General features: G+C 44.6%; 27 protein-coding genes, 1 pseudogene and 1 riboswitch. Of the genes and pseudogenes, 21 read left to right on the forward strand and 7 right to left on the reverse strand.

The window, feature by feature from the left end:
• The first annotated feature begins 1 nt into the window (after window position 1).
• The 4 genes from oppF (at window position 2) to spx (ending at window position 3,560) form a co-directional block, all read left to right on the forward strand.
• Window positions 2-919: an oligopeptide ABC transporter ATP-binding protein OppF gene (oppF, locus tag MOF34_RS04130; RefSeq protein WP_268398676.1), complete on the forward strand. Its 918-nt coding sequence runs from the start codon at window positions 2-4 to the stop codon at window positions 917-919.
• 106 nt (window positions 920-1,025) lie between these two features.
• On the forward strand, window positions 1,026-2,240 hold the full coding sequence (locus tag MOF34_RS04135) for an MFS transporter (protein ID WP_268398740.1): 1,215 nt from the start codon (window positions 1,026-1,028) through the stop codon (window positions 2,238-2,240).
• Between the two features lie 165 nt (window positions 2,241-2,405).
• Window positions 2,406-2,984 carry a GNAT family N-acetyltransferase gene (locus MOF34_RS04140; protein ID WP_268398677.1) on the forward strand — a complete coding sequence of 193 codons (579 nt, stop codon included), beginning with the start codon at window positions 2,406-2,408 and terminating at the stop codon, window positions 2,982-2,984.
• 180 nt (window positions 2,985-3,164) lie between these two features.
• Window positions 3,165-3,560, forward strand: a complete 396-nt coding sequence (gene spx, locus MOF34_RS04145; protein ID WP_003239281.1) for a transcriptional regulator Spx — start codon at window positions 3,165-3,167, stop codon at window positions 3,558-3,560.
• A 42-nt stretch (window positions 3,561-3,602) separates the two neighbouring features.
• On the opposite strand, the gene MOF34_RS04150 is transcribed toward spx, so the two are convergent.
• On the reverse strand, window positions 3,603-4,259 hold the full coding sequence (locus MOF34_RS04150; RefSeq protein ID WP_268398679.1) for a TerC family protein: 657 nt from the start codon (window positions 4,257-4,259) through the stop codon (window positions 3,603-3,605).
• Window positions 4,260-4,444: 185 nt separating this feature from the next.
• Here MOF34_RS04150 and MOF34_RS04155 point away from each other — a divergent pair.
• The 4 genes and pseudogenes from MOF34_RS04155 to pepF all read left to right on the forward strand — a co-directional run bounded on the left by MOF34_RS04155 (window position 4,445) and on the right by pepF (window position 8,565).
• A pseudogene (locus MOF34_RS04155) lies at window positions 4,445-4,571 on the forward strand (hypothetical protein).
• Window positions 4,538-5,194: an adaptor protein MecA gene (mecA, locus tag MOF34_RS04160; protein WP_014113374.1), complete on the forward strand. Its 657-nt coding sequence runs from the start codon at window positions 4,538-4,540 to the stop codon at window positions 5,192-5,194. The pseudogene MOF34_RS04155 and the gene mecA overlap by 34 nt, the downstream one beginning before the upstream one ends.
• A gap of 160 nt (window positions 5,195-5,354) precedes the next feature.
• Window positions 5,355-6,506, forward strand: coding sequence for a competence protein CoiA family protein (locus tag MOF34_RS04165; protein ID WP_019713975.1), 1,152 nt, complete (start codon window positions 5,355-5,357; stop codon window positions 6,504-6,506).
• Window positions 6,507-6,735: 229 nt separating this feature from the next.
• Window positions 6,736-8,565, forward strand: coding sequence for an oligoendopeptidase F (gene pepF, locus MOF34_RS04170; RefSeq protein WP_268398741.1), 1,830 nt, complete (start codon window positions 6,736-6,738; stop codon window positions 8,563-8,565).
• Between the two features lie 36 nt (window positions 8,566-8,601).
• Here the strand turns inward: pepF and MOF34_RS04175 are convergent, their stop codons facing one another.
• The 5 genes from MOF34_RS04175 to MOF34_RS04195 form a co-directional block, all read right to left on the reverse strand.
• Window positions 8,602-8,769 carry a hypothetical protein gene (locus MOF34_RS04175; protein ID WP_019713977.1) on the reverse strand — a complete coding sequence of 56 codons (168 nt, stop codon included), beginning with the start codon at window positions 8,767-8,769 and terminating at the stop codon, window positions 8,602-8,604.
• A 313-nt stretch (window positions 8,770-9,082) separates the two neighbouring features.
• On the reverse strand, window positions 9,083-9,982 hold the full coding sequence (gene spxH, locus MOF34_RS04180; RefSeq protein WP_268398681.1) for a protease adaptor protein SpxH: 900 nt from the start codon (window positions 9,980-9,982) through the stop codon (window positions 9,083-9,085).
• Window positions 9,979-10,374, reverse strand: coding sequence for a thiol management oxidoreductase (locus MOF34_RS04185; RefSeq protein ID WP_268398683.1), 396 nt, complete (start codon window positions 10,372-10,374; stop codon window positions 9,979-9,981). The genes spxH and MOF34_RS04185 overlap by 4 nt, the downstream gene beginning before the upstream one ends.
• Window positions 10,375-10,628: 254 nt before the next feature.
• Complete coding sequence (locus MOF34_RS04190) at window positions 10,629-11,366, reverse strand: lytic transglycosylase domain-containing protein (protein ID WP_268398685.1); 738 nt, start codon at window positions 11,364-11,366, stop codon at window positions 10,629-10,631.
• Window positions 11,367-11,380: 14 nt separating this feature from the next.
• Window positions 11,381-11,953 (reverse strand): CYTH domain-containing protein, encoded by a 573-nt coding sequence (locus MOF34_RS04195; protein ID WP_268398687.1) that lies wholly within the window; start codon window positions 11,951-11,953, stop codon window positions 11,381-11,383.
• 123 nt (window positions 11,954-12,076) lie between these two features.
• On the opposite strand from MOF34_RS04195, the gene MOF34_RS04200 reads away from it, so the two are divergent.
• Genes MOF34_RS04200 through MOF34_RS04215 form a run of 4 tightly spaced genes read left to right on the forward strand, consistent with a single transcriptional unit; the run spans window position 12,077 to window position 14,839 of the window.
• A complete protein-coding gene (locus tag MOF34_RS04200) occupies window positions 12,077-12,439 on the forward strand; it encodes a hypothetical protein (RefSeq protein WP_268398689.1) in 363 nt (120 codons plus the stop codon).
• 31 nt (window positions 12,440-12,470) lie between these two features.
• Window positions 12,471-13,106 carry a GTP diphosphokinase gene (gene yjbM / locus MOF34_RS04205; RefSeq protein WP_064813377.1) on the forward strand — a complete coding sequence of 212 codons (636 nt, stop codon included), beginning with the start codon at window positions 12,471-12,473 and terminating at the stop codon, window positions 13,104-13,106.
• An 18-nt stretch (window positions 13,107-13,124) separates the two neighbouring features.
• Window positions 13,125-13,925, forward strand: coding sequence for an NAD kinase (locus tag MOF34_RS04210; RefSeq protein ID WP_003224622.1), 801 nt, complete (start codon window positions 13,125-13,127; stop codon window positions 13,923-13,925).
• Window positions 13,926-13,939: 14 nt separating this feature from the next.
• Complete coding sequence (locus MOF34_RS04215) at window positions 13,940-14,839, forward strand: RluA family pseudouridine synthase (protein ID WP_268398691.1); 900 nt, start codon at window positions 13,940-13,942, stop codon at window positions 14,837-14,839.
• 12 nt (window positions 14,840-14,851) lie between these two features.
• Here the strand turns inward: MOF34_RS04215 and prpE are convergent, their stop codons facing one another.
• Window positions 14,852-15,586 (reverse strand): bis(5'-nucleosyl)-tetraphosphatase PrpE, encoded by a 735-nt coding sequence (prpE, locus tag MOF34_RS04220; protein ID WP_019713984.1) that lies wholly within the window; start codon window positions 15,584-15,586, stop codon window positions 14,852-14,854.
• Window positions 15,587-15,819: 233 nt separating this feature from the next.
• On the opposite strand from prpE, the gene MOF34_RS04225 reads away from it, so the two are divergent.
• The 9 genes from MOF34_RS04225 to fabI all read left to right on the forward strand — a co-directional run bounded on the left by MOF34_RS04225 (window position 15,820) and on the right by fabI (window position 24,032).
• Complete coding sequence (locus MOF34_RS04225) at window positions 15,820-17,664, forward strand: monovalent cation:proton antiporter family protein (protein WP_019713985.1); 1,845 nt, start codon at window positions 15,820-15,822, stop codon at window positions 17,662-17,664.
• 61 nt (window positions 17,665-17,725) lie between these two features.
• Window positions 17,726-17,834: riboswitch (TPP riboswitch) on the forward strand.
• 81 nt (window positions 17,835-17,915) lie between these two features.
• On the forward strand, window positions 17,916-18,623 hold the full coding sequence (gene tenA, locus MOF34_RS04230; RefSeq protein WP_019713986.1) for a thiaminase II: 708 nt from the start codon (window positions 17,916-17,918) through the stop codon (window positions 18,621-18,623).
• Entirely contained in the window at window positions 18,601-19,218 is a 618-nt protein-coding gene (gene tenI / locus MOF34_RS04235) for a thiazole tautomerase TenI (RefSeq protein WP_268398693.1), read from the forward strand. The genes tenA and tenI overlap by 23 nt, the downstream gene beginning before the upstream one ends.
• Window positions 19,202-20,311, forward strand: coding sequence for a glycine oxidase ThiO (thiO, locus tag MOF34_RS04240; RefSeq protein WP_268398695.1), 1,110 nt, complete (start codon window positions 19,202-19,204; stop codon window positions 20,309-20,311). Before tenI ends, thiO begins: the two co-directional genes overlap by 17 nt.
• A complete protein-coding gene (gene thiS / locus MOF34_RS04245) occupies window positions 20,311-20,511 on the forward strand; it encodes a sulfur carrier protein ThiS (protein WP_080010299.1) in 201 nt (66 codons plus the stop codon). Before thiO ends, thiS begins: the two co-directional genes overlap by 1 nt.
• Window positions 20,508-21,278, forward strand: a complete 771-nt coding sequence (gene thiG / locus MOF34_RS04250) for a thiazole synthase (protein WP_268398697.1) — start codon at window positions 20,508-20,510, stop codon at window positions 21,276-21,278. Before thiS ends, thiG begins: the two co-directional genes overlap by 4 nt.
• Window positions 21,275-22,288, forward strand: coding sequence for a thiazole biosynthesis adenylyltransferase ThiF (thiF, locus tag MOF34_RS04255; RefSeq protein ID WP_268398698.1), 1,014 nt, complete (start codon window positions 21,275-21,277; stop codon window positions 22,286-22,288). Before thiG ends, thiF begins: the two co-directional genes overlap by 4 nt.
• A gap of 15 nt (window positions 22,289-22,303) precedes the next feature.
• Window positions 22,304-23,119, forward strand: a complete 816-nt coding sequence (gene thiD, locus MOF34_RS04260) for a bifunctional hydroxymethylpyrimidine kinase/phosphomethylpyrimidine kinase (RefSeq protein WP_268398700.1) — start codon at window positions 22,304-22,306, stop codon at window positions 23,117-23,119.
• Window positions 23,120-23,255: 136 nt separating this feature from the next.
• On the forward strand, window positions 23,256-24,032 hold the full coding sequence (gene fabI, locus MOF34_RS04265; protein WP_268398702.1) for an enoyl-ACP reductase FabI: 777 nt from the start codon (window positions 23,256-23,258) through the stop codon (window positions 24,030-24,032).
• Window positions 24,033-24,086: the final 54 nt, after the last annotated feature.

The raw sequence follows: 24,086 nt of genomic DNA on the forward strand, positions 1-24,086 counted from the left end.
ATTGACTGAGAAACTATTAGAAATCAAACATTTAAAACAGCACTTTGTCACGCCAAAAGGAACGGTTAAGGCTGTAGACGATTTATCATTTGATATCTATAAAGGCGAAACATTAGGGCTGGTTGGAGAATCTGGCTGCGGTAAATCAACAACAGGCCGAAGCATTATTCGGCTATACGAAGCGACCGATGGTGAGGTGCTGTTCAACGGCGAAAATGTGCACGGAAAGAAATCGCGGAAAAAACTGCTGGAATTCAACCGCAAAATGCAGATGATTTTCCAAGATCCATATGCATCCCTGAATCCGAGAATGACAGTTGCTGATATTATTGCCGAAGGCCTCGATATTCATAAGCTGGCGAAAACGAAAAAAGAGCGGATGCAACGGGTGCACGAGCTCTTGGAAACAGTCGGCTTAAACAAGGAACACGCGAACCGCTATCCGCATGAATTCTCCGGAGGCCAGCGCCAAAGAATCGGGATTGCCAGAGCTCTTGCTGTTGATCCGGAATTTATTATCGCGGATGAGCCGATTTCTGCTCTGGATGTATCCATTCAAGCGCAGGTCGTGAATTTAATGAAAGACCTGCAAAAAGAAAAAGGCCTCACATATCTGTTTATCGCCCATGATTTATCGATGGTCAAATACATCAGCGACCGCATCGGAGTCATGTATTTTGGTAAACTTGTTGAGCTTGCGCCAGCAGATGAGCTTTATGAAAATCCGCTTCACCCATACACAAAGTCATTGCTTTCGGCGATTCCGCTGCCTGATCCGGATTACGAGAGAAATCGCGTCCGTCAGAAATACGATCCATCTGTCCATCAATTAAAAGATGGGGAAACGATGGAATTCCGTGAAGTGAAACCGGGACATTTTGTGATGTGCACGGAAGCAGAATTTAAAGCATACTCATGATTCTTCAATCCTTCAAGAGAAACGTCTTGAAGGATTTTTTTGCGCAATCATAGAAAGTGAGAATGATAATATTTGCAATTAGAGGAAAAAACGGAGGCGAAATACGATACAATTTCTGCATAACAAACATGTTTTTGCACTGCTGCTGTCTCAATCCCTTCAATCTTTAGCAGGAGTCCTTGTCACAATCGTTTTAATGGTCCGGGTCTATCAAATGACCGATTCCGTCTTTTTGGCGGGTCTTGTTTTATCGTTCATGTCGTTTGCGAGTATAGCGGCGAGCTTTTGCATTTCTGCGGTGCTTCGCAATCTCGGTTTTAAAAAGGTGCTTGCGGGCGCAAATCTGCTGAGAGCGGCCTTTACAATCCTGATGGCTTTTAGCGTCACCCATCACGGACAGATTTTCTTTTGGGTAACGCTGCTGTTTGTGTTCTGTTTTTCTTTCACAGGCGCCTTTTTTCAGCCGGCAAGATTCGCGCTGCTGCCGATGATTGTTCCAAAAGAGCAATATGTGAAAGCGAATGGCGTGATCTCCCTCTCGAATCAATTGTTTCTGACTGCAGGCTGGGGACTAGGAGGCCTTTTGACGTATGCTGTACCTTTTGAACTCGTTGTCGGTGCAGCCTTTTTCCTGTTTGTCCTTTCAGGGGCTTCGATTTGTTTGCTTCAGGTAAATGAAGAAGTGGCTGATGGCACAGCTGAATCAGCATCTGCTGGGGGTATATGGAAGGATGTCATGATCATCCCTATTGTAAGAGACATTACGCTAATGGACATGTTAGAAGCTTTGGCAGGTTCTGTTTGGTCGTCTGCGATTCTTCTCGCATTTACGGTGGCTGTTTTGCATGAAACAGAGGTGTGGTGGGGGATGTTTAACGCTTCTTATTTTGTAGGTGCCATTGTCGGCAGTCTGATTGCCATTCGTTTTTCTGCTTTTTTTGAACGGAAAATGGGATTTGCCATTATGTTTAGCTCGCTAGTCATGTCGATGCTGACTCTTTTGTTCTCATTTTCTCCAATTCCGTTTTTATGTGCTCTTGCTTGTGCTGCAATGGGGCCTTTTTATCAGGTGCGTGATATTTGCCAGGAAACCGTGCTTCAGGAGGTTATTCCGAAACAGAAGCGTATCGGGATCATGGCTGCCAAAAATGCGATTTTGACTCCTTGGTCCGGCGTCACCTACTCCATCATGGGGCTCGTGGCTGATACGGCTGGTGCGAAAACGGTTTTTATCGCGGCTGCCGCATTATATGGCATAACCTTTTTTATCGCACTGACACAGCCGCGGCTGCTTCATTATAGAAGAGAAAGCAGCACTTAATGAGGCCTTTTTGCATACCCTTCACAATGAACCGAGCGCCAGGCAGAAAAAAAATGAAACCATGGCGGAAGTTCGTACGTCTTTATAGATGTAAAGCTGTTTAAACAAGAAGAAATGGGGTATATCTAAAAGTATGAAGACAATGAACTCATAAGGAGCAAATCAATGAACTGGTATGAAAAGCTTAGCGAGTACTTTCCAATTGAAGAAATGAAATCAAAAGCGCATATGGAAGCTCTTATGAAAGAGCGGAGCGATATTTATCATAAAGATGAAGGCAAACATCATATTTTAATGTTTGCGGAATTTGATTCTTTTATATTCGTTGATTATCTGTATGTGTCTAAGGATGCAAGAGGGCAGGGGCTTGGCGGTAAATTGATCGCGAACCTGAAAAAGAAAAATAAGCCGATCTTGCTCGAGGTGGAGCCTGTGGATGAAGATGACACTGATACAGAAAGACGCCTGAGGTTTTATCAAAGAGAGCATTTCAAACATGCTCAGTCAATTGGGTACCGGCGCCGGTCATTGGCTACGAATGAAGTAAACAAGATGGAGATTCTGTACTGGTCACCAAAAACAGAATCAGAAGAAGAAATTCTTGAAGCCATGAAACAGACATATGAAAACATTCATACTTATAAAGATGAGAAATGGTACGGCGAATCGTACGAAAAAACAGATGAGGTCCTGAAACTCATTGATGAAGAAAAACAAAAAAATATTTTCGATCAGTTAAGCTAATTGAGAATTAGAACATATCATTAAAATTAAAAATTTGCCGGATTGACACATTTTTTTCTTAGGATACTGTTCACACTTACTTTTTTATAGTATAATACCTATAAAGATTCCTTTTTTAGAGTAATTTCAATTTAAGAATAAAATAGATGTTCATCCTACTAATTAGAGGAGTGAAGATGAATGGTTACACTATACACATCACCAAGCTGTACTTCATGCAGAAAGGCGAGAGCGTGGCTGGAGGAGCACGATATTCCATTTGAAGAAAGAAACATTTTCTCTGAACCTTTATCAATTGATGAAATAAAACAAATTCTTCGAATGACTGAGGACGGAACAGATGAAATTATCTCAACTCGTTCAAAAGTATTCCAAAAACTGAATGTGAACGTTGAATCTATGCCGCTGCAAGACTTGTACCGCTTGATCAACGAGCATCCAGGTTTGCTTCGCCGTCCAATCATCATCGACGAAAAACGTTTGCAGGTCGGGTACAACGAAGACGAAATTAGACGTTTCCTGCCAAGAAAAGTCCGCTCTTTCCAATTAAGAGAAGCACAGCGTTTGGCAAACTAATAGATCGAATCATCAAAAGAAGGCTGAGTGATCAGCCTTCTTTTATTTTTCCACCTGCTGATAATAAATACTCGCAAGAATAACAAACGCGACCGTTAAAACGGGGAGGAGCGTTTCGACTACGCCGTGCTGCGCCATAAAAAAAGACAGCTTCTTGTCCCTGACAATCATTTCTCCCCCTGTATAAGCAAGCAGACCGCTTCCCGCGTAAATCAGAACCGGCATTTTCTCAAGTGCGATATGGATGAGTTTACTGCCCCAAATAATAACCGGCACCGATACACACAAACCTATGGCCACGAGAGAAAACTCACCGTGTGACGCTCCCGCAACTGCTATGACGTTGTCCAGAGACATAAAGAGATCTGCAAGCACAATCGTTCGTATCGCTCTCCACAGGGAGGTGCTGCTTTTGATGTGCTGCGTGTCTTTTTTTTCAATCAGCAGCTGATACCCTAAATACAGCAGGAAAATTCCGCCGGCGCACTGCAAGAACGGAATGTTCAAAAGGTAAACCGCTGCGCTTGTTAATCCGATTCTCATGGCAACAGCGATAAATGTTCCGAGAATAATAGCTTGCTGTCTTTGCTTGTCCGGCAAATTTCTGCTGGCCATGGCAATGACGACCGCATTATCTCCGCCGAGGATCAGGTCGATCCCAACAATAACAAGCAGAGAAATCAGATAGTCGTACTCCATAAATCGGCACCTCGCTTTCGTTCCATCGCTTGTACTACTACTATATGAGACAGGTTATATTTTATGATATGAGCCGCAGATCTGCCTTTTTTTAGGTGAAGGTGCATTTTTATTTCTTTTGTGACTGTTTTATCATAAAATAGAAAATACAAAGGAATTCACACTGGCCTTCCATTAAGGTTAAGATGTGGACGGAATGGGTAAAGTGTAGTAAAGTACTTATTAATCGGGAGCTTAGATGTCCCTTCAACATCTTATATAGAAGGGAAGGTTGGCAAATGGAAATTGAAAGAATTAACGAGCATACAGTAAAATTTTATATGTCTTACGGAGATATTGAAGATCGCGGTTTTGACAGAGAAGAAATTTGGTATAACCGTGAACGCAGTGAAGAACTTTTCTGGGAAGTTATGGATGAAGTTCATGAGGAAGAGGAATTTGCTGTGGAAGGCCCTCTTTGGATTCAAGTGCAGGCACTGGACAAAGGATTAGAAATCATCGTCACAAAAGCCCAGCTTTCCAAAGACGGACAAAAGCTCGAACTGCCGATTCCTGAGGATAAAAAGCAAGAACCAGCATCTGAGGATCTTGACGCCTTGCTGGATGATTTCCAGAAAGAAGAGCAAGCCGTCAATCAGGAAGAGAAGGAGCAAAAGCTTCAATTTGTCTTGCGGTTTGGCGATTTTGAGGATGTTATTTCTCTATCTAAATTGAACGTTAACGGAAGCAAAACGACTTTATACTCGTTTGAGAACCGATATTATTTATATGTAGATTTTGGCAATATGACTGATGAAGAGGTTGAAAATCAGCTAAGCATCCTGTTGGAGTACGCAAATGAATCCTCAATCAGCATACACCGTCTTGAAGAGTACGGCAAGCTGATTATTTCAGAGCATGCTCTGGAAACAATAAAAAAACACTTTGCATCATAGCAAACCGATTTCTTTCCGGAAATCGGTTTTTTTTATGCAATGAAATGCCATTTTTGAGACGTGAAAAATTTATAAACATACATACATGAGAAATGACGGAGAACAGGAGTTGTTCATCTTTTCCAGAAAGTATACCTCATCTGGAAAGGAGAGATGACAATTGTTTAGTGCTGTGACTGAAGACGGCCAAATATTTCACCTTCTAGGCGCTCGGCAAACCCGGAAATTAAAGGGGAGACGATTCTTCTGTCCGGTTTGCGGAGGTGAGCTTGCTGTGAAGCTCGGCCTCCAGAAAGCACCGCATTTCGCCCATAAACAGAACAAATCCTGTTCGATAGACATAGAACCGGAAAGCGCCTATCACTTAGAAGGAAAAAGACAGCTGTATGTATGGCTGAAAACGCAACAGGCTTCCCCGATATTAGAACCGTATATGAAAAACATCAATCAAAGACCAGACATCATGACAAAGATCAAAGGACGCATGCTTGCTGTTGAGTATCAATGTGCCACTCTTGCTCCAGATGTCTTTCAAAAGCGGACAGAGGGCTTCAAAAAAGCAGGAATCATCCCGCAGTGGATTGTGGGGCACAGCCGCTTAAAACGCTCTGCACCGTCCTTTTATCAGCTTTCTGCTTTCCATTGGCAATTTATCAATGCAAGCCCATATAGGGAACTGATATGTTATTGCCCGGAAACACGTTCTTTCCGCCGGCTCAGCCACATCATTCCGTTTTACACAAACCATTCTTATTCCTTTGTTCAAACGATTCCTATCCATCGGGCTGCTGCAAACGATCTTTTTTTTACTGAACCGACGCCCGCATTTCAATATTCCGGCTGGACGAAAGCGATTCACCGTTTTCGCCATAAACCCCATCGGTTTATCTCCAAGGAAACAAATCGCCTCAGGCTGCTGTTTTATGAAAAGCGGCAGACACCCCTTTCTTTTCTTCCGACGGAAGTGTTTGTCCCTGTTATAAAAGGGGCTGTTTTTAATAGCCCGGTCTTTGTGTGGCAGGGGTTTCTATATCTGTTTATTACGGATCTGGGATATAAACGCGCGCCAATCCGCTTTTCAGCTGTTTTACAGCAGTGCAAACTGCACATCCATAAAAAGAACATTTCGCTCAGGTACAAATGCAGCGAAGATTGTCTTTCTGAAGCGGTGAAGCAGTACATTGATTTTTTGTGCAAGAAGGGATTTTTAAGGGAGACTCAGAAAGAAGTATATGTGCTGAATCAGCCTGCAGAGGGCGTACGCTCATTACAGGATCTCATAGAGAGTGACCGCAGCTGTTTTATAGAATGAGTTTGTCTCATTTGGCTCACCCTAAGACAAAGGTGGTGGGCTGGCTGTGAAAGGCACAATAAAAAAGGTTTTTCGTGTTTTTACTGCTTTATTGGCATTCGTTCTCTTCATTACGGCATATGATTTGACAAAAGGCAGTGAAAAGCCGGAAGATATTCACAACACAAGTTTATTGAGAAACAGCGGTTTTTTCAATTGGCTTGAATCAAAGAAAACGAGGGGGATCACCATGGCTGAGGAAAAAAAAGCAAACCAACTGCCTGACAGAAGTGAGGTAAAGGCAGAAGACACATGGAGACTTGAGGATATTTTTCCTAGTGATGAGGCCTGGAATAAAGAATTTCAAGCTGTAAAAGAATTAATTCCGAATTTATCTAAGTATAAAGGAAAGCTGGCAGATTCAGCTGACCATTTATACCAAGCTCTTACATTCCAAGATAAAGTGATGGAGCGGCTGGGCAGGCTTTACACATATGCGCATATGCGCTCTGACCAAGATACCGGGAACTCTTTTTATCAGGGGCTGAATGACAAAGCGGGAAACCTATATACACAGGCCGCAAGCGCGACAGCTTATTTGGTTCCGGAAATTTTATCCATAGAAGAAGACAAACTGCAGCAGTTTATTCTTGAAAAAGAAGAACTGAAGCTGTACTCTCATGCGATTGAGGAGATTACAAAGGAACGCCCGCACGTGCTGAGCGAGAAGGAAGAGGCGCTGCTTGCTGAAGCTTCTGATGTGCTAGGTTCATCTTCCAATACGTTCAGCGTGTTAAATAACGCCGAAATTACATTCCCGTCTATTAAGGATGAAGAGGGGAATGAAAAACAGATCACTCACGGGAATTTTATTAATTTCTTAGAAAGTGAAAACCGTGAAGTCCGCAAAAATGCCTTTGAAGCAGTATATAAAACATATGGACAATATAAAAACACAATGGCTACGACGCTAAGCGGCACTGTGAAAAAGGACAACTTCTACGCGAGAGTGAAAAAATACAAATCTGCACGTGAAGCTGCACTTTCTAACAACAGTATTCCTGAGGAAGTATACGACAACCTCGTTAAAACGATTCATAAGCATTTGCCGCTCCTGCACCGCTATATCGCGCTGAGAAAGAAAGTGCTTGAGCTTGATGAGGTGCATATCTATGATCTATATACACCGCTTGTGAAGGATGCGGGGATGAAGGTCACCTACGAGGAAGCCAAAGATTATATGCTGAAAGGTCTGGCACCTTTAGGGGAAGAATACGCCTCCATCTTAAAAGAAGGGCTGGAGAACCGCTGGGTCGACGTTTATGAAAATAAAGGAAAACGCAATGGCGCTTATTCTTCAGGAGCTTACGGCACGAATCCGTATATCTTGATGAACTGGCATGATAACGTCAATAATCTCTTTACGCTTGTGCACGAGTTTGGACATTCCGTGCACAGCTACTATACGAGAAAGCACCAGCCATATCCATACGGCAATTACAGTATCTTTGTAGCGGAAGTTGCGTCTACGACAAACGAAGCGCTTCTTGGCGAATACCTGCTGAACAACTTAGATGATGAAAAACAGCGCTTATATATTCTCAACCATATGCTTGAGGGCTTCAGAGGAACGGTCTTTAGACAAACGATGTTTGCTGAATTTGAACATCTGATCCATTCAAAGGCGCAAGAAGGGGAGCCGCTTACACCTGAGCTTCTGACGAATGTCTATTACGATCTGAATAAAAAGTATTTTGGAGACGGCATGGTCATTGATAAGGAAATCGGCCTTGAATGGTCACGGATTCCGCACTTCTATTACAATTACTATGTGTATCAGTATGCGACAGGGTACAGTGCTGCCCAAGCGTTGAGCAGCCAGATTTTAAAAGAAGGAAAGCCGGCGGTTGACCGTTATATTGACTTCCTGAAAGCGGGAAGCTCACAATACCCGATTGATGTACTGAAAAAAGCGGGCGTTGATATGACGTCTCCAGAGCCGATTGAAGCTGCGTGCAAAATGTTTGAAGAAAAACTTGATGAAATGGAAGAGCTGCTGATGAAAGTCAAGCAGTCTTAAAAAAGAAAGCCTGTGCAGAAATGACGCACAGGCTTTTTAAAACCCTTTAAAGGTTTTCCGGTGGTTCAGGCGGTAGAGGGTAAACAAAATAGACAGAAACAGCAGAGGAGAGGTAATATAAAGCGGCAGCATATGCATCATGCCCAGTATATTCAAGCAGAAAAAAACGGCAATGCACACAATTGAGATCACAGTATACATCATGGCGGTCCCCCTCGTCCTTTTTCCTTATTAGGATATGAGCGAATGTACTTCGTTATGTTTTGTGACAAAAATATGAACATTAAGCATAGAGGTTGTCAACAGTCGACATCTTTTGTTATCATAAGGATGTGAAATTGATCACAAACAAACATTACCCCTTTGTTTGACCGTGAAAAATTTCTCCCATCCCCTTTGTTGTCGTTAAGACATATGAAACCGCGCTTATCCCGGCGCGGTTTCTTTAGTGTTATGGATAGAACGTATGTTTGATGCCGGTGCAAAAAAACAGCCTCAAGCATATACACGCCTGCGGCTATTTTTCACATGATTGATACTCATCAGAATAAGTGCTGAGAGACTTCCAAAACATTCCGTTTTTGGCTTCCACTTTGGCAACCTTTTTAGCAAACGCCAATTTTTTCATTTCTTTTTCTACCTCTTCAAGGCTCAGGTCATAAACTAGAGCAATTTCCTTGGAGGCAACGAAGCGGAAATATTCAATAAAACATTCCAGAGGCGGTGTTTCCGACGGCGTCGGCTCGTCGCCAAGCATCTCAAATAAGATTTCTTCATATACGTCATATGAATAGCTGCCGGGTACTTTAAGACCTTCGTCCTCATGCTGTGTATTGAAAAACGTCAGCGTCGGATTGACGGAAACATCCATCTCAGCGGCAATTCTCATGTCACATTGAAGCGCCTTGACCGCGCTTTGAGAATGCAGATCATTTTTGAACTCTTCAAGATCGAGACTCGTTTTTTCCGCGATTTCCAATAGCACGTTTTCATCCGTAATATTTTTCTTTGAAACAAACAGACTTTCCTGCATATTTCTGAGAAATTGCATGCCGGCTTTTCTTCCTTGCAGTTCGGCTGCTTTAAAAGCGAGAGCAGCCATATAAGGCGATGAAAGCGGCTGATCTTGCTCGAACCAGACATTGCCGTCACACGACATGCCAGAGCGGCTCGCGATCTTTTCCCATGCTTCTGCGAGAAGATGCTTTTTCCGTTTCTTATTTAACGTGGTAAGGCTTGCGGAAGCTATAATGCGTAATGTGAAAAAGCGTCCGTATCTAATTTTCAGCTTTTTAATAACGGGCTCTAAGGACCAGCATTCAGGACATAAAGGGTCTACAAACATGTAGATTTCAAGCGGTTTTTTTGGATGGCCGTGGCAATGGGCGAAGTATTGCTCATGCTGATAGTTTGTCAAGATGATCGATCCTCCGCTTCATGATTCACCATATGCCTTGCTGTCAATTCCAGCCGGCCAAACAAAAACTCACGAATATCGCCCTCCAGCCCTACATGGTCCATTGCGTCCTTCATACAGCTGAGCCACGCATCAGCTCTCTCATTTGTAATTGGAAAGGGAAGATGCCTTGCTCTGAGCATGGGGTGGCCGTGTTCCTCAGTATAAAGCGGAGGCCCGCCTAAATATTGAGTCAAAAATTGCTTCTGTTTCCTGGCGGTTTCTGTTAAATCGCTCGGAAAAATTGGCTTCAGCAAAGGATGAGACGCGACACGCTCATAAAAAGTATCAACAAGTTGCGATAGAAGTTCTTCTCCAATCGCTTCATAAGGTGCGTTAAACGATTGTCCCATGTTGACTACTCCTTTAAATATGGCTAATAGGAATCATAAATCCTATTGCAAAAAGTAATTTTCTGTATGTTAACAATTCATCTAAATTTATTTTAGCAACAAGGCATCATTTCTACAAACAAACTGCCTTTTATGTGTTTGATGACAAGTTTCGGCTGTAAGCCAGGGGTTGTATTTCATATCATATCACATAAAAATCAGGAATGCGTAAGATTTCACTTCGCAAAAAAACCAGAGGGCAGAAGCCGCTCTGGTTACGCGTAATAAGCTGAAGTTATTTTTTTTACATAGTTTTGCGTTTCTTGGAAAGGAGGAATACCTCCGTATCGGTCAACATTTCCCGGCCCGGCGTTGTAAGCCGCTAATGCCATAGACACATTGCCGTCGTATTTATTCAGCATTTGTTTTAAATATTTCGTTCCGCCCTCCACATTTTGCTGCGGATCCAGCGGATTAGAAACGCCAAGTGAGCTTGCCGTTGACGGCATGAGCTGCATGAGGCCCATCGCACCTGCTCCGCTGACCGCTTTTGCATGAAAGCCTGATTCCTGCTTGATGACGGCACGGATTAGTTTTTCATCAACGCCATATTTATCAGCTGCTTTTTTTATAGCATTGTCAATGGAGAAGTCTCCCGAACTGATCTGTTTTGTTTCACGCTTGTTTGAAGAGGAATTTGCGGCAGCTGTTACGGTGCTGTCTGCCGTGTTTGTGATATAACCTGAATTGCTATTTGTATATGAGTTGAGCCCATAAGCTGAAAGCAATGGCGGCGCTGTTGAAGAAGCGCTGTTCAGCAGACTGGGCGGGCTTGACGTTGCAGAAGATGCTGTTGGTTGCTGAGTCGTCAGGCCGTTTGTATATTGGCTTAGCAAAGAGCTGAAGCTTGAGAGCGGGCTTTCCGCATCATTTTGAGTGCCTGTGCTGCGTGCATTAGATATGGACTGTAATGCCTGAAGCTGAAGTAATGCTCCCCAATTCGTTACATTCACGATGTCATTCCACCTTATATAGACTTTCGTTTTTCTTCATAAAATCGCAGAATTTTATTTTTGGTTTCTCGCCGAGGAATGCTGAATTGCTGAAGCAGCTCCTCAAAGGCCTGTCTGCCCTCATGCCAGTCTGCCGCCTCAAATTCGATTTCATAGTCCTCTTTATTTAAATATCGGCTGTGGTCTAAAACTATTAAGCCTTTTTCTGTTACTTTTTCCGCGCGATTTGTTGCTAAAGATCCAAAGTATTGAATGGCATCTGTATCGATCCGAAGCTTGTGCAGCTGGTCCATCACAGGGCCTTCGGGAACTGAAAAGCCAGTAAGGTCTGAAACCGCTGAAAGCTGTTGGTGCGTTTCCAGAAGCCCTACATCTGCCGGTTCTTTTAATGTCAGAACATACTCTCCGTTTTTTCTGCGGATTCGCAGCGCAGCGTGTTTTTGTTTAAGCGCAAAGCTGCTTGTGTCAAAATAATGATTCTTCTGATCTGTAAAATCTTTTTCTGTCAGCTGGAGTGCGGCTGTTATCGTTTCAAATTCTTGTTTGGTCAGCATGTTTTTAAATTCTATTTCAATTTCTTGGCTCATGTTGCTCTTCCTTTCCGCCCTGAAAATCTTATTTTTCCTATTATCTCTTTAGATGTTAGGTTTATCAATATCCAGCTTGGTATGATAAAATGAATCTGTACTTTGTTTAAAAAGGAGAGCATTATGCAAAACAGAATCGAAATCTTGAACGCAACATTATCGGATGATCAGCTTCGCCTTACCTGTGAGACGGAAGGAAACGAAGCAGAACGCAAACCGTCAGGTCAAATGCTTGTTGATTCTGACCACTTTGCTTTTGTATACATACTTGAATTAGCTGATTCTTTTGAATATGTCATTATAAAGGAACATGTATGGCCCGAACTGAAGAAGGCCCATGCACAAAGAGTCCCGGTTGTTTTAGAGGCCGGAAACAAAACCATTGAACTGGCAGGCCTGCATGAGGAATTGGAGTATCTTTTAGAAAATATTAAAGATAATGCAAACTATGGAGAAATGGAAGAAAAAGTGAAGCGCGTGTTTTGATAGAAACTGGTTCGGAATTGGGGGATGTATGATGGATGACAAACAATGGGAGCGTTTTTTAGTGCCATACCGCCAGGCTGTGGAAGAGTTGAAAGTGAAACTCAAGGGGATCCGCACATTATATGAATACGAGGATGACCATTCTCCGATCGAATTTGTGACCGGGCGCGTCAAACCTGTGGCGAGCATACTTGAAAAAGCGAGACGGAAAAGCATACCTTTACATGAAATTGAAACCATGCAGGATATCGCAGGCCTTAGAATCATGTGCCAATTTGTCGATGACATCCAAATTGTAAAAGACATGCTGTTTGCCAGAAAAGATTTCACCGTTGTGGATCAGAGGGATTATATTGCAGAACATAAAGAGAGCGGGTACCGGTCATATCATCTTGTCGTGCTGTATCCTTTACAGACGGTATCCGGAGAAAAACATGTTCTCGTCGAAATACAGATCCGCACGCTGGCGATGAATTTTTGGGCGACCATTGAGCATTCACTGAATTATAAATACAGCGGAAACATCCCTGAAAAAGTAAAATTAAGGCTTCAGCGTGCTTCTGAAGCGGCTTCCCGGCTTGATGAAGAGATGTCGGAGATCAGGGGTGAAGTGCAAGAAGCTCAAGCTGCCTTTTCTAGAAAGAAAAAAGGAAGCGAGCAACAATAGGTAAAGGGGAAGAAAAGCATGAAATTTGCCGTATCATCAAAAGGAGATCAAGTTTCTGATACGCTGAAAAGCAAAATACAGGCGTATTTATTGGATTTTGATATGGAACTGGATGAAAATGAACCGGAAATCGTCATTTCAGTCGGAGGCGACGGAACGCTTTTGTACGCTTTTCACAGGTACAGCGACCGATTGGACAAAACAGCTTTTGTCGGCGTTCACACGGGTCATCTGGGGTTTTATGCCGACTGGGTTCCTCATGAAATTGAAAAACTTGTTCTAGCGATTGCGAAAACGCCGTATCATACAGTCGAATATCCGCTTCTCGAAGTGATTGTGACCTATCACGAAAACGAGCGGGAAGAAAGGTATTTAGCATTGAATGAATGCACGATTAAAAGCATAGAAGGAAGCCTTGTAGCTGATGTGGAAATTAAGGGACAGCTCTTTGAAACCTTCCGGGGCGACGGCCTCTGCCTGTCAACGCCATCTGGCAGCACAGCCTACAATAAGGCGCTGGGCGGAGCGATTATCCATCCGTCTATCAGAGCGATCCAGCTTGCGGAAATGGCTTCTATTAACAACCGCGTATTTCGGACGGTTGGATCGCCGCTGCTTCTCCCTTCCCATCATGATTGCATGATTAAGCCGAGAAACGAAGTTGACTTTCAGGTGACGATTGACCATTTAACCCTTCTTCATAAGGATGTAAAGTCAATCCGCTGCCAAGTTGCTTCCGAAAATGTGAGGTTTGCGAGATTCCGTCCGTTTCCATTTTGGAAAAGAGTCCAAGATTCGTTTATCGGTAAAGGCGAATAGAAAGAGGACGTAACGTGGATCATTTTTTTATCAGAAAGAACATTACTTCCGCCGAAGACGGGATGACGCTTAAAGAATATGCGGGTGAACTGGGAATATCAAAACGTCTGCTGACCGATATCAAGTTTGGCGGTGGAGACCTGTTAATCAACGGTGAGCATGTGACGGTCAAATACGTTTTGAGAGAGGGAGAACTTCTTACTGTGAAGTTTCCTGAGGAACTGGTGAGCAAGACGCTATTGGCAGAGCCTGTTCCGCTCGATATCCTGTATGAGGATGAACATGTGCTTGTGATAAACAAGCAGCCGTATGTGTCTTCTATCCCCTCGAGAGAGCACCCGTCCGGCAGCATTGCTAATGGAATTATCCATCATTATCAAAAAAATGGAGTGAGGGCGACAGTTCACCTTGTCACACGGCTTGACCGGGATACATCAGGTGTCATGCTTGTTGCCAAGCATCGGTTTGCCCACTCCATTTTATCATCAGCGCAAAAAAACGGGCTTGTGAAACGCCGGTATGTGGCAGTGGTCCACGGGCGGTTGACACAGGCGGAGGGAACAGTTGATGCTCCGATTGGCAGACATCCTGACAGTATTATTGAACGGACAGTGACACCGGATGGCCAGAAGGCTGTTACTCATTTTTATGTCACATGCGCAAATGACGATATGACCTTGGTGACATTGCAGCTTGAGACTGGACGGACCCACCAAATTCGTGTACATATGAGCTATCTTGGGCACCCGCTGTGCGGCGATACACTGTACGGCGGAACGAGACGGGAAATTGGCCGCCAGGCCCTGCACAGCGAGCAGCTTTCATTTATCCATCCGCTGACACAGGAGAACATGACGTTTCATGCGTCACTGCCTCAAGATATGAACGAACTGATAAAAGGAGAGAATCATTGATTCTCTCCTTTTTTATATGGAACGAAATCTTGATTCGTCATAAGGCAGGGAACTTGGAACTGAGACGGTTTCTATTTCTGGAAAGCGAAAGCCTGTCAGTTTATTTCCGAACACGCAGCCTGTATCAATGTTGATGGTGCGATTGGCTTTCCGAGGCTCTTTCACAGGTGTATGGCCGTATACGACCCAAGCCTTGCCGTTATAGGCTGCCGCCCAATCACGTCTGACGGGTCTGCCGTCCGGATACGTTTCGCCCGTCACATCACCGTAAAGCACAAAGTCTTTCACCCTGCGGGTATATTTGCCGATATCGTCAGCCTTTATGCCAGCATGGGCGACAACTAATTCTCCGTTATGTAAGATGTCGTAAAGCGGCGCTGTTTCGTATAGCTTCATAAACTGTTCGCTGACTGCTGTTCTTTCTTCTTTAGAAAGTTCCTCAAGCTCTGCCGCTGTTGTTTCGAGACCGTGCATCACTTTCACCGGATTTCCTTTTAAGTAGCGGTACAGCTTATTGCAATGATTTCCCGGGACATAACGTACAGCGCCTTTGTCGTAAGCGCCCGCTACAAAGCGGATGACCTCTATCGATTTGGGTCCTCTGTCGGTTAAATCACCGGCAAAAACAAGCATCCTCCCTTCCTCGTGTACAGGTACTCCATTTTTGATCGTATAGCCAAGCTTTTGGATTAATGCAGTCATTTCGTCATAGCAGCCATGAATATCGCTGATTATGTCGTAAGCCATGCGGCATCCTCCTTACCAATGATTTTATTTATTATGATGCAAAGTACTGTGAGTCATCACAAGCTTTTATGTGCAAATTATAGAAGAATCATTTTCTAAACAGGATTTAGACCATATTACTTTATTTTTTATCATCACCCTTGTTAAAATCGCGTTATGTTTTTTTAAAATTTGAGGTTTTGTTCTTTGATTAAGAACTGGTATAACCCTGATCTAAAAAGGAGGTTCTAATTATGGCGCATACATCTGTCGCATCTTTAGTTGTTGTACTTATCGTTGCATTTTTGACACCCATCCTTTTGCATCGGTTTAAACTCAGCATCCCGGTTGTTGTTGCTGAAATCATTATGGGATTGATCATAGGAAAAAGCGGCCTTAATTTAGTTGTGGAGGGTGACACATGGCTCCAGACGCTTTCTATGCTCGGATTTATCTTTTTAATGTTTTTAAGCGGGCTTGAAATTGATTTTTCATCGTTTGAGAAAGGAAAGAAAAAGCAGCTTATGCCGAACGGCAAAGAAGCGCCTAATACGTTTGCTGCGGCATCTATTATCTTTGGCGGTATTTTTATTTTATCATTACTGCTGTCCTATGGGTTCGTCTTGGCAGGATTTATCGAAAATGCATTTTTAATGACGCTTATTATTTCAACGATTTCATTAGGCGTTGTCGTACCAACATTAAAAGAAGAACGGATCATGAATTCAAATATCGGGCAGATTATTTTGCTCGTTGCTGTTATTGCTGATTTGGCTACGATGATTCTTCTTGCTGTTTTTTCTTCTTTATACGGAGAGGACAGCGGAAACATGTGGCTCCTGATGATCCTGTTTGCAGCCGGAGTGGTGCTTTACTTTTTCGGCCGTGTCTTCAAACATCGCTCTTTTGTTCAAACCATGTCAAAAGGGACGATCCAGATCGGAACGCGCGCGATTTTTACGTTAATTATCGTACTTGTTGCCCTGTCTGAATCACTTGGGGCAGAAAATATTCTCGGCGCTTTCTTAGCAGGGGTTCTTGTTTCCCTTCTTTCGCCAAACAAAGAACTTGTTCAGCAGCTGGATTCATTCGGCTACGGGTTCTTAATTCCGATTTTCTTTGTGATGGTCGGTGTGAAGCTGGATATATGGACCCTTTTCCAAGATCCGAAAATATTAATCATGATTCCACTTCTGCTTCTGGCGCTGTTAGTAAGCAAAATCCTTCCTGTTTTGTACTTGAGGAAGTGGTATGATAACCGAACCGTTTTGGCATCTGGTTTCCTGCTGACATCAACGCTTTCGCTCGTGATTGCCGCTGCGACAATCGGCGAGCAGCTTCACGTGATCAGCGCAAATATGTCAGGAGCACTGACGTTAGTAGCCGTCATTGCAAGTATTTTTTCGCCGGTCTTCTTTAAAAAGTTGTACAAACGGGAGGAGCAGCCGGAGGAGAAAAAGACGATTACGTTTATCGGTGCAAACCAAATGACATTACCTGTTACTCTTGAACTGCCGGAGGAAGAGTATGATGTGCGTGTTGTACACGTCTACCAAGAGAATGCGGAGGAAAAGCTTTCAGAATCAGTATTTACTATCGAAACGATTTCTGACTATGAACACGAGACGCTTGAATCACTCGGCATTTTTGATACGGATATCCTCGTTGTGGCGACAGGGAATGAAGACATGAATGCGGACATTGCATTACTTGCAAAAGAAAAAGGCACAGAGAGAGTCATTGCCAGTGTAGGATCACCGGAAAATGAAGCAGCTCTGAAGGAGCAGGGAATCAGCATCTTTTCTATTCTGCTGTCAACAAAAACACTGCTTCGCGCACTGATAGAAGCGCCCGGAGTCATGAGGCTTCTCACGAACCAGGAGTCTTCCCTGTATCAAATTAATATGGATAATAGCACTTACGACGGTGTGATTTTGCGGGAATTCCCTTTAACAGGCGACGTCATCTTTGTCAGGATTTTCAGAGGTGTTGATAGCATCGTTCCTCATGGGGACACAAGGCTGAAACTGGGAGACCGCTTAATTGTTACCGGATCTCGCGGGTACGTAACGGAGCTTAAGAAAACATTAGAAGGATAAACCTTGACCAAATAGGGATTCGTGTTAATATAGAGGTGCAGAACAATTCAATATGTATTCGTATTACCACTAGGGGTGTCCTTCATAAGGGCTGAGATAAAAGTGTGACTTTTAGACCCTCATAACTTGAACAGGTTCAGACCTGCGTAGGGAAGTGGAGCGGTATTTGTGTTATTTAACTATGCCAATTCCAAACCACTTTTCCTTGCGGGAAAGTGGTTTTTTTATTTATCAGACAGGGGGAATGACGTGTGAAGTTTTCAGAAGAATGCCGCAGTGCAGCCGCAGAATGGTGGGAGGGGAGCTTTGTCCATCCGTTCGTTCAGGGAATCGGTGACGGAACGCTTCCAATTGATCGTTTTAAATACTACGTGCTTCAGGATTCTTATTATTTAACGCATTTTGCGAAGGTGCAATCATTTGGCGCCGCTTATGCGAAGGACCTTTATACAACGGGACGGATGGCAAGCCACGCTCAAGGTACATATGAGGCGGAAATGGCGCTTCATCGCGAGTTTGCGGAGCTGTTGGAAATCAGTGAGGAAGAGCGTAAGGCGTTTAAGCCGTCTCCTACGGCATACTCTTATACATCCCATATGTACCGTTCGGTTTTGAGCGGGAATTTTGCTGAGATCTTAGCGGCCCTGCTGCCATGCTACTGGCTTTATTACGAAGTTGGGGAGAAATTGCTGCATTGTGATCCGGGGCATCCGATTTATCAGAAGTGGATCGGCACATACGGCGGTGACTGGTTCAGACAGCAGGTCGAAGAGCAAATCAATCGGTTTGATGAGCTGGCGGAAAACAGCACAGATGAAGTGCGCGCCAAGATGAAAGAGAATTTTGTTATTTCCAGCTTCTATGAATATCAATTTTGGGGAATGGCCTACCGAAAAGAAGGCTGGTCCGACCGCGGCATAAAAGAGGTGGAGGAATTTGGAGCTTCACGCCATAACTGATGACTGCAAGCCGGTTGAAGAGTTAGCCAGAGCAATCATAGCTATTCGTAATGAAGTTGATTTTATACACATTCGGGAACGGTCAAAATCGGCAGCCGACATTTTGAAACTGCTCGGGCTTATTTCTGAAGGCGGTGTTGATAAACGAAAGCTGGTCATGAATGGGCGGGTGGATATTGCGCTTTTTTCTACGATTCATCGTGTGCAGCTGCCGAGCAGAAGCTTTTCGCCGAAGCAGGTCAGAGCCAGATTTCCTCACCTTCATATCGGCCGATCGGTGCATTCACTTGAGGAAGCGGTTCAAGCAGAAAAGGAAGACGCTGACTACGTGTTGTTCGGCCATGTGTTTGAAACGGATTGTAAAAAGGGCCTTGAAGGCAGAGGTGTTTCATTGCTGTCAGATATCAAACAGCGGATTTCCATCCCGGTTATTGCGATCGGCGGAATGACGCCGGACAGATTAAGAGACGTAAAGCGTGCAGGAGCAGAAGGTATTGCAGTCATGTCGGGAATTTTTTCTTCCGCGGACCCTTTGGAAGCTGCCAGACGATATTCCCGCAAGCTAAAGGAGATGCGCTATGAAAAGGCATTATGAAGCAGTTGTCATTGGAGGCGGAATTATCGGTTCCGCGATTGCTTATCATGTAGCAAAGGTAAACAAAAACATCGCACTGTTTGAAAGTGGCATAATGGGCGACAGAACAACAAGTGCCGCTGCCGGAATGCTGGGCGCCCATGCCGAGTGCGAGGAGCGAGACGCGTTTTTTGACTTTGCCATGCACAGCCAGCGTCTGTACAAAGGTCTTGGAGAAGAGCTTTACGCATTATCCGGTATTGATATCAGACAGCATAACGGCGGTATGTTTAAGCTTGCGTTTTCTGAAGAAGATATGCTGCGGCTGAGGAAAATGGACGACTTGGATTCTGTCAGCTGGCATACAAAAGAAGAGGTTTTAGAAAATGAGCCGTATGCGTCTGCTGACATTTTCGGGGCAGCCTTTATTCAGGATGATGTGCATGTTGAGCCTTATTTTGTTTGTAAGGCATATGCGAAAGCAGCAAAAGCGCTTGGGGCGGAGATTTTTGAGCATACTCCTGTCCTGCAAATCGAACGTGACGGTGAAGCGCTGTCCATTGAGACGCCGAATGGCAATGTATGGGCAGATCATGTCGTTGTCGCCAGCGGGGTGTGGAGCGGAAGGTTTTTTAAACAGCTCGGGCTGAACAATTCATTTTTCCCTGTAAAAGGGGAGTGCCTGTCTGTTTGGAATGATGAGATACCGCTGACAAAAACACTTTACCATGACCATTGCTATATCGTACCGAGAAAAAGCGGCAGGCTGGTTGTCGGCGCGACGATGAAGCCGGGTGACTGGAGTGAAACACCGGATCTTGGCGGACTGGAATCAGTTATGAAAAAAGCAAAAACGATGCTGCCTGCCATTCAGAATATGAAGGTGGATCGTTTTTGGGCGGGACTGCGGCCGGGAACAAAGGATGGGAAACCGTACATCGGCAGACACCCTGAGGACAGCCGTATTTTATTCGCGGCAGGCCATTTCAGAAATGGGATTCTGCTTGCTCCTGCAACGGGCGCTTTGATTGGTGATCTCATCATGAATAAAGAGGTCAATCAAGACTGGCTGCACGCATTCCGAATTGATCGCAAGGAGGCGGTTCAGATATGATGCTACAGCTGAACGGTAAAGAAGTGAAGTGGGAGAAAGACACAGGTACAATTCAAGACCTGCTGGCGTCTTATCAGCTTGAAAATAAAATCGTTATTGTTGAAAAAAATAAAGAAATTATCAATAAAGAACATTATCACGAGGTAGAGCTTTGTGATCGCGATGTCATCGAAATTGTCCATTTTGTAGGAGGCGGATGAGCATGTTAACAATAGGCGGGAAATCATTTCAATCAAGATTGCTGCTTGGCACGGGGAAATACCCATCGTTTGAAATTCAAAAGGAAGCAGTGGCTGTTTCTGAGTCTGATATTTTAACATTTGCTGTGCGGAGAATGAACATTTTTGAAGCGTCTCAGCCTAATTTTCTGGAACAGCTTGATTTATCCAAATATACACTTCTGCCGAATACAGCGGGCGCCAGCACCGCTGAAGAAGCGGTCCGGATTGCAAGGCTGGCGAAAGCATCTGGCCTTTGTGACATGATTAAAGTTGAAGTCATCGGATGCAGCCGTTCCCTGTTGCCTGATCCTGTTGAGACATTAAAAGCGTCTGAACAGCTTCTTGAAGAAGGATTTATTGTGCTCCCGTACACATCGGATGATGTTGTGCTGGCAAGAAAGCTGGAAGAGCTTGGCGTTCATGCCATCATGCCGGGTGCATCTCCGATTGGATCGGGGCAAGGAATTTTAAATCCTTTAAATCTGTCATTTATTATTGAACAGGCGAAAGTGCCGGTCATTGTGGATGCTGGCATAGGATCGCCAAAAGATGCGGCATATGCAATGGAGCTTGGAGCGGACGGCGTACTTCTCAATACGGCTGTATCAGGCGCGAATGATCCTGTAAAAATGGCGCATGCCATGAAGCTCGCGGTGGAAGCAGGGCGCCTTTCTTATGAGGCGGGGCGCATTCCGCTTAAGCAATACGGAACGGCAAGCAGTCCGGGAGAAGGTCTTCCTGTATGACGGACAGGTATTCCAGACAGGAGCTGTTTGCTCCGATCGGCCCAGCTGGCCAGAAGAAATTGAAAGAAGCGCGCGCCGTGATCATCGGCGCCGGCGCGCTTGGAACAGCGAGTGCTGAAATGCTGGTCAGAGCGGGAGTCGGCTCTGTGAAAATTGCTGATAGAGATTACGTTGAATGGAGCAACCTGCAGCGCCAGCAGCTGTATACAGAAGATGATGTCAAAAAAGAAATGCCGAAAGCGGCCGCTGCTGAGCATCGTCTCCGTTCGGTTAACAGCGATGTCGATGTGACTGGCCTTGTTATGGATGTGACAGCGGAAAATATCTTCGAGCTGATTAAAGGCGCTTCGATCATTGTGGATGCGGCTGATAATTTTGAAACCCGCCTGATCGTTAATGATGCTGCGGTCAAAGAAGGGATTCCTTTTCTCTACGGTGCCTGTGTAGGGAGCTACGGCCTCACCTTTACCGTAGTGCCGGGATCAACCCCCTGTCTGCATTGTTTGCTCGATACACTTCCGATTGGCGGAGCGACATGTGACACAGCGGGTATCATCAGTCCGGCTGTTTTGCAGGTAGCGGTCTTACAGGTGACAGACGCGCTGAAGCTGCTGACGGGAGAGGAATGTGAGCCAGTGCTGCGCTCCTTTGACTTGTGGAAAAACGAACGGTCAGAGGTGAGAGCGGCGGGTCTCAAACATGACGCATGCCCAAGCTGCGGCACAATGGATTTTCCGTTTTTGTCATATGAAAACCAAACAAAAGCGGCTGTATTGTGCGGCAGGAACACGGTGCAAATCAGATCCTCCTTTACAAAAGAAGCGGATCTTGAAGGGCTTGCTGGTCAGTTGAAGCAAGCAGGGCTTGAAGTAGCCGCGAACCCGTACTTAATTTCCTGCCGCTCGGCTGATATGAAAATGGTGCTGTTCCGGGACGGCAGAGCTTTAATCCATGGAACGAATGATATTGCCCGGGCAAAATCTATTTATCATAAATGGATTGGGTCATAAAAGGAGTGTAATGTAATGAGTATATATAAAGCATTGACAATCGCCGGCTCTGATTCAGGCGGCGGCGCAGGGATACAGGCCGATATTAAAACCTTTCAAGAGCTTGATGTTTTCGGAATGTCTGCGATTACGGCGGTAACCGCCCAAAATACGCTTGGCGTCCATGGGGTGTATCCGCTGACTGTAGAAGCGCTTAGACAGCAAATTGACGCTATTGCCGAGGATTTGAGACCGGATGCCGTAAAAACGGGAATGCTCTGGAATGCCGAAATGATTGAAGAAGTGGCCAGAAAAATTGACCAGTACGGGTTTAACCGTGTGATTGTTGATCCGGTTATGATCGCAAAGGGCGGTGCATCCTTGCTGCACGATGAGTCAGTTGCTACCTTAAAAAAGCTGCTCATTCCGAGGAGCTACGTGATTACGCCGAATGTTCCGGAAGCAGAAACGCTGACAGGAATGACAATCCGCTCGCTGGATGACCGAAAAAAAGCAGCGGAGCAGCTCGTAAAGATGGGAGCGCAGCATGTGATTATCAAAGGCGGCCACCAGCCTGAGGATAATCACATTACTGACCTTCTTTTTGATGGAAACATGTTTATGGAAATCAGCCATCCTTATATCGATACGGAGCATACCCATGGCACAGGCTGTACTTTTGCTGCGGCTTTAACAGCTCAAACCGCTAAAGGAGACAGCATTCATCAGGCGTTCGAGGTTGCGGCCAACTTTGTCCGCGAAGCGGTGGAAAATACGCTCGGCATCGGATCGGGCCACGGGCCGACAAACCATTTCGCCTTTAAACGAAACAGCTTAAAAACAAGCCGATGAGATCACCAGTTTGATGGTGATCTCTTTCGCGTTGTCTATCGTATGCGCTTTTCATCTGGACAAGGTTATGTTATGATAGGAATTAAGATCAGGTACTAATACTATGTCTTTATTAAATATAGGAGGCTTTATACATATGAATTTTTCACTTGAAGGCCGCAACATTGTTGTGATGGGGGTAGCCAACAAACGCAGTATCGCGTGGGGAATTGCGCGCTCTTTACATGAAGCAGGCGCACGTTTGATTTTCACATACGCAGGTGAACGCCTTGAGAAATCTGTTCATGAGCTTGCCGGAACGTTAGAACGCGATGATTCCATTATCATTCCTTGCGACGTAACAAACGATGCGGAAATCGAAACTTGCTTCGCAAGCATTAAAGAGCAGGTCGGTGTGATCCACGGTATCGCGCACTGTATCGCATTTGCCAACAAAGAAGAGCTCGTCGGCGAATACTTAAACACAAATCGTGACGGTTTCCTTTTAGCTCATAACATCAGCTCATACTCTCTGACAGCAGTTGTGAAAGCGGCACGTCCAATGATGACTGAAGGCGGAAGCGTTGTCACTTTGACTTACCTTGGCGGAGAACTTGTGATGCCGAACTACAACGTCATGGGTGTAGCGAAAGCTTCTCTTGATGCAAGTGTGAAATACTTAGCTGCTGACTTAGGAAAAGAAAATATCCGCGTTAACAGCATTTCTGCAGGTCCAATCAGAACATTATCTGCTAAAGGCATCAGCGATTTCAACTCTATCTTAAAAGACATCGAAGAGCGTGCGCCGCTTCGCCGCACGACAACACCTGAAGAAGTGGGCGATACAGCTGCGTTCTTATTCAGCGATATGTCCCGAGGCATTACAGGTGAAAATCTTCACGTTGATTCAGGTTTCCATATCACTGCCCGCTAAGCAGGATCTATGTAAGGCAATCCCGAACAGGGATTGCTTTTTTATTTCTTCTGA

The sequence above is a fragment of the Bacillus sp. T17B1 genome, from assembly GCF_026796395.1.
Lineage (GTDB): Bacteria > Bacillota > Bacilli > Bacillales > Bacillaceae > Bacillus > Bacillus spizizenii_A.

Excerpts from the sequence above, each read along its gene's own strand:
- MOF34_RS04140 (WP_268398677.1), top strand. The coding sequence starts at position 2,406 with ATGAACTGGTATGAAAAGCTTAGCGAGTACTTTCCAATTGAAGAAATG.
- spx (WP_003239281.1), top strand. The coding sequence starts at position 3,165 with ATGGTTACACTATACACATCACCAAGCTGTACTTCATGCAGAAAGGCG.
- MOF34_RS04150 (WP_268398679.1), bottom strand. The coding sequence starts at position 4,259 with ATGGAGTACGACTATCTGATTTCTCTGCTTGTTATTGTTGGGATCGAC.
- mecA (WP_014113374.1), top strand. The coding sequence starts at position 4,538 with ATGGAAATTGAAAGAATTAACGAGCATACAGTAAAATTTTATATGTCT.
- pepF (WP_268398741.1), top strand. The coding sequence starts at position 6,736 with ATGGCTGAGGAAAAAAAAGCAAACCAACTGCCTGACAGAAGTGAGGTA.
- MOF34_RS04175 (WP_019713977.1), bottom strand. The coding sequence starts at position 8,769 with ATGATGTATACTGTGATCTCAATTGTGTGCATTGCCGTTTTTTTCTGC.
- MOF34_RS04185 (WP_268398683.1), bottom strand. The coding sequence starts at position 10,374 with ATGGGACAATCGTTTAACGCACCTTATGAAGCGATTGGAGAAGAACTT.
- MOF34_RS04195 (WP_268398687.1), bottom strand. The coding sequence starts at position 11,953 with ATGAGCCAAGAAATTGAAATAGAATTTAAAAACATGCTGACCAAACAA.
- MOF34_RS04200 (WP_268398689.1), top strand. The coding sequence starts at position 12,077 with ATGCAAAACAGAATCGAAATCTTGAACGCAACATTATCGGATGATCAG.
- yjbM (WP_064813377.1), top strand. The coding sequence starts at position 12,471 with ATGGATGACAAACAATGGGAGCGTTTTTTAGTGCCATACCGCCAGGCT.
- MOF34_RS04210 (WP_003224622.1), top strand. The coding sequence starts at position 13,125 with ATGAAATTTGCCGTATCATCAAAAGGAGATCAAGTTTCTGATACGCTG.
- prpE (WP_019713984.1), bottom strand. The coding sequence starts at position 15,586 with ATGGCTTACGACATAATCAGCGATATTCATGGCTGCTATGACGAAATG.
- MOF34_RS04225 (WP_019713985.1), top strand. The coding sequence starts at position 15,820 with ATGGCGCATACATCTGTCGCATCTTTAGTTGTTGTACTTATCGTTGCA.
- thiO (WP_268398695.1), top strand. The coding sequence starts at position 19,202 with ATGAAAAGGCATTATGAAGCAGTTGTCATTGGAGGCGGAATTATCGGT.
- thiS (WP_080010299.1), top strand. The coding sequence starts at position 20,311 with ATGCTACAGCTGAACGGTAAAGAAGTGAAGTGGGAGAAAGACACAGGT.
- thiG (WP_268398697.1), top strand. The coding sequence starts at position 20,508 with ATGAGCATGTTAACAATAGGCGGGAAATCATTTCAATCAAGATTGCTG.
- thiF (WP_268398698.1), top strand. The coding sequence starts at position 21,275 with ATGACGGACAGGTATTCCAGACAGGAGCTGTTTGCTCCGATCGGCCCA.
- thiD (WP_268398700.1), top strand. The coding sequence starts at position 22,304 with ATGAGTATATATAAAGCATTGACAATCGCCGGCTCTGATTCAGGCGGC.
- fabI (WP_268398702.1), top strand. The coding sequence starts at position 23,256 with ATGAATTTTTCACTTGAAGGCCGCAACATTGTTGTGATGGGGGTAGCC.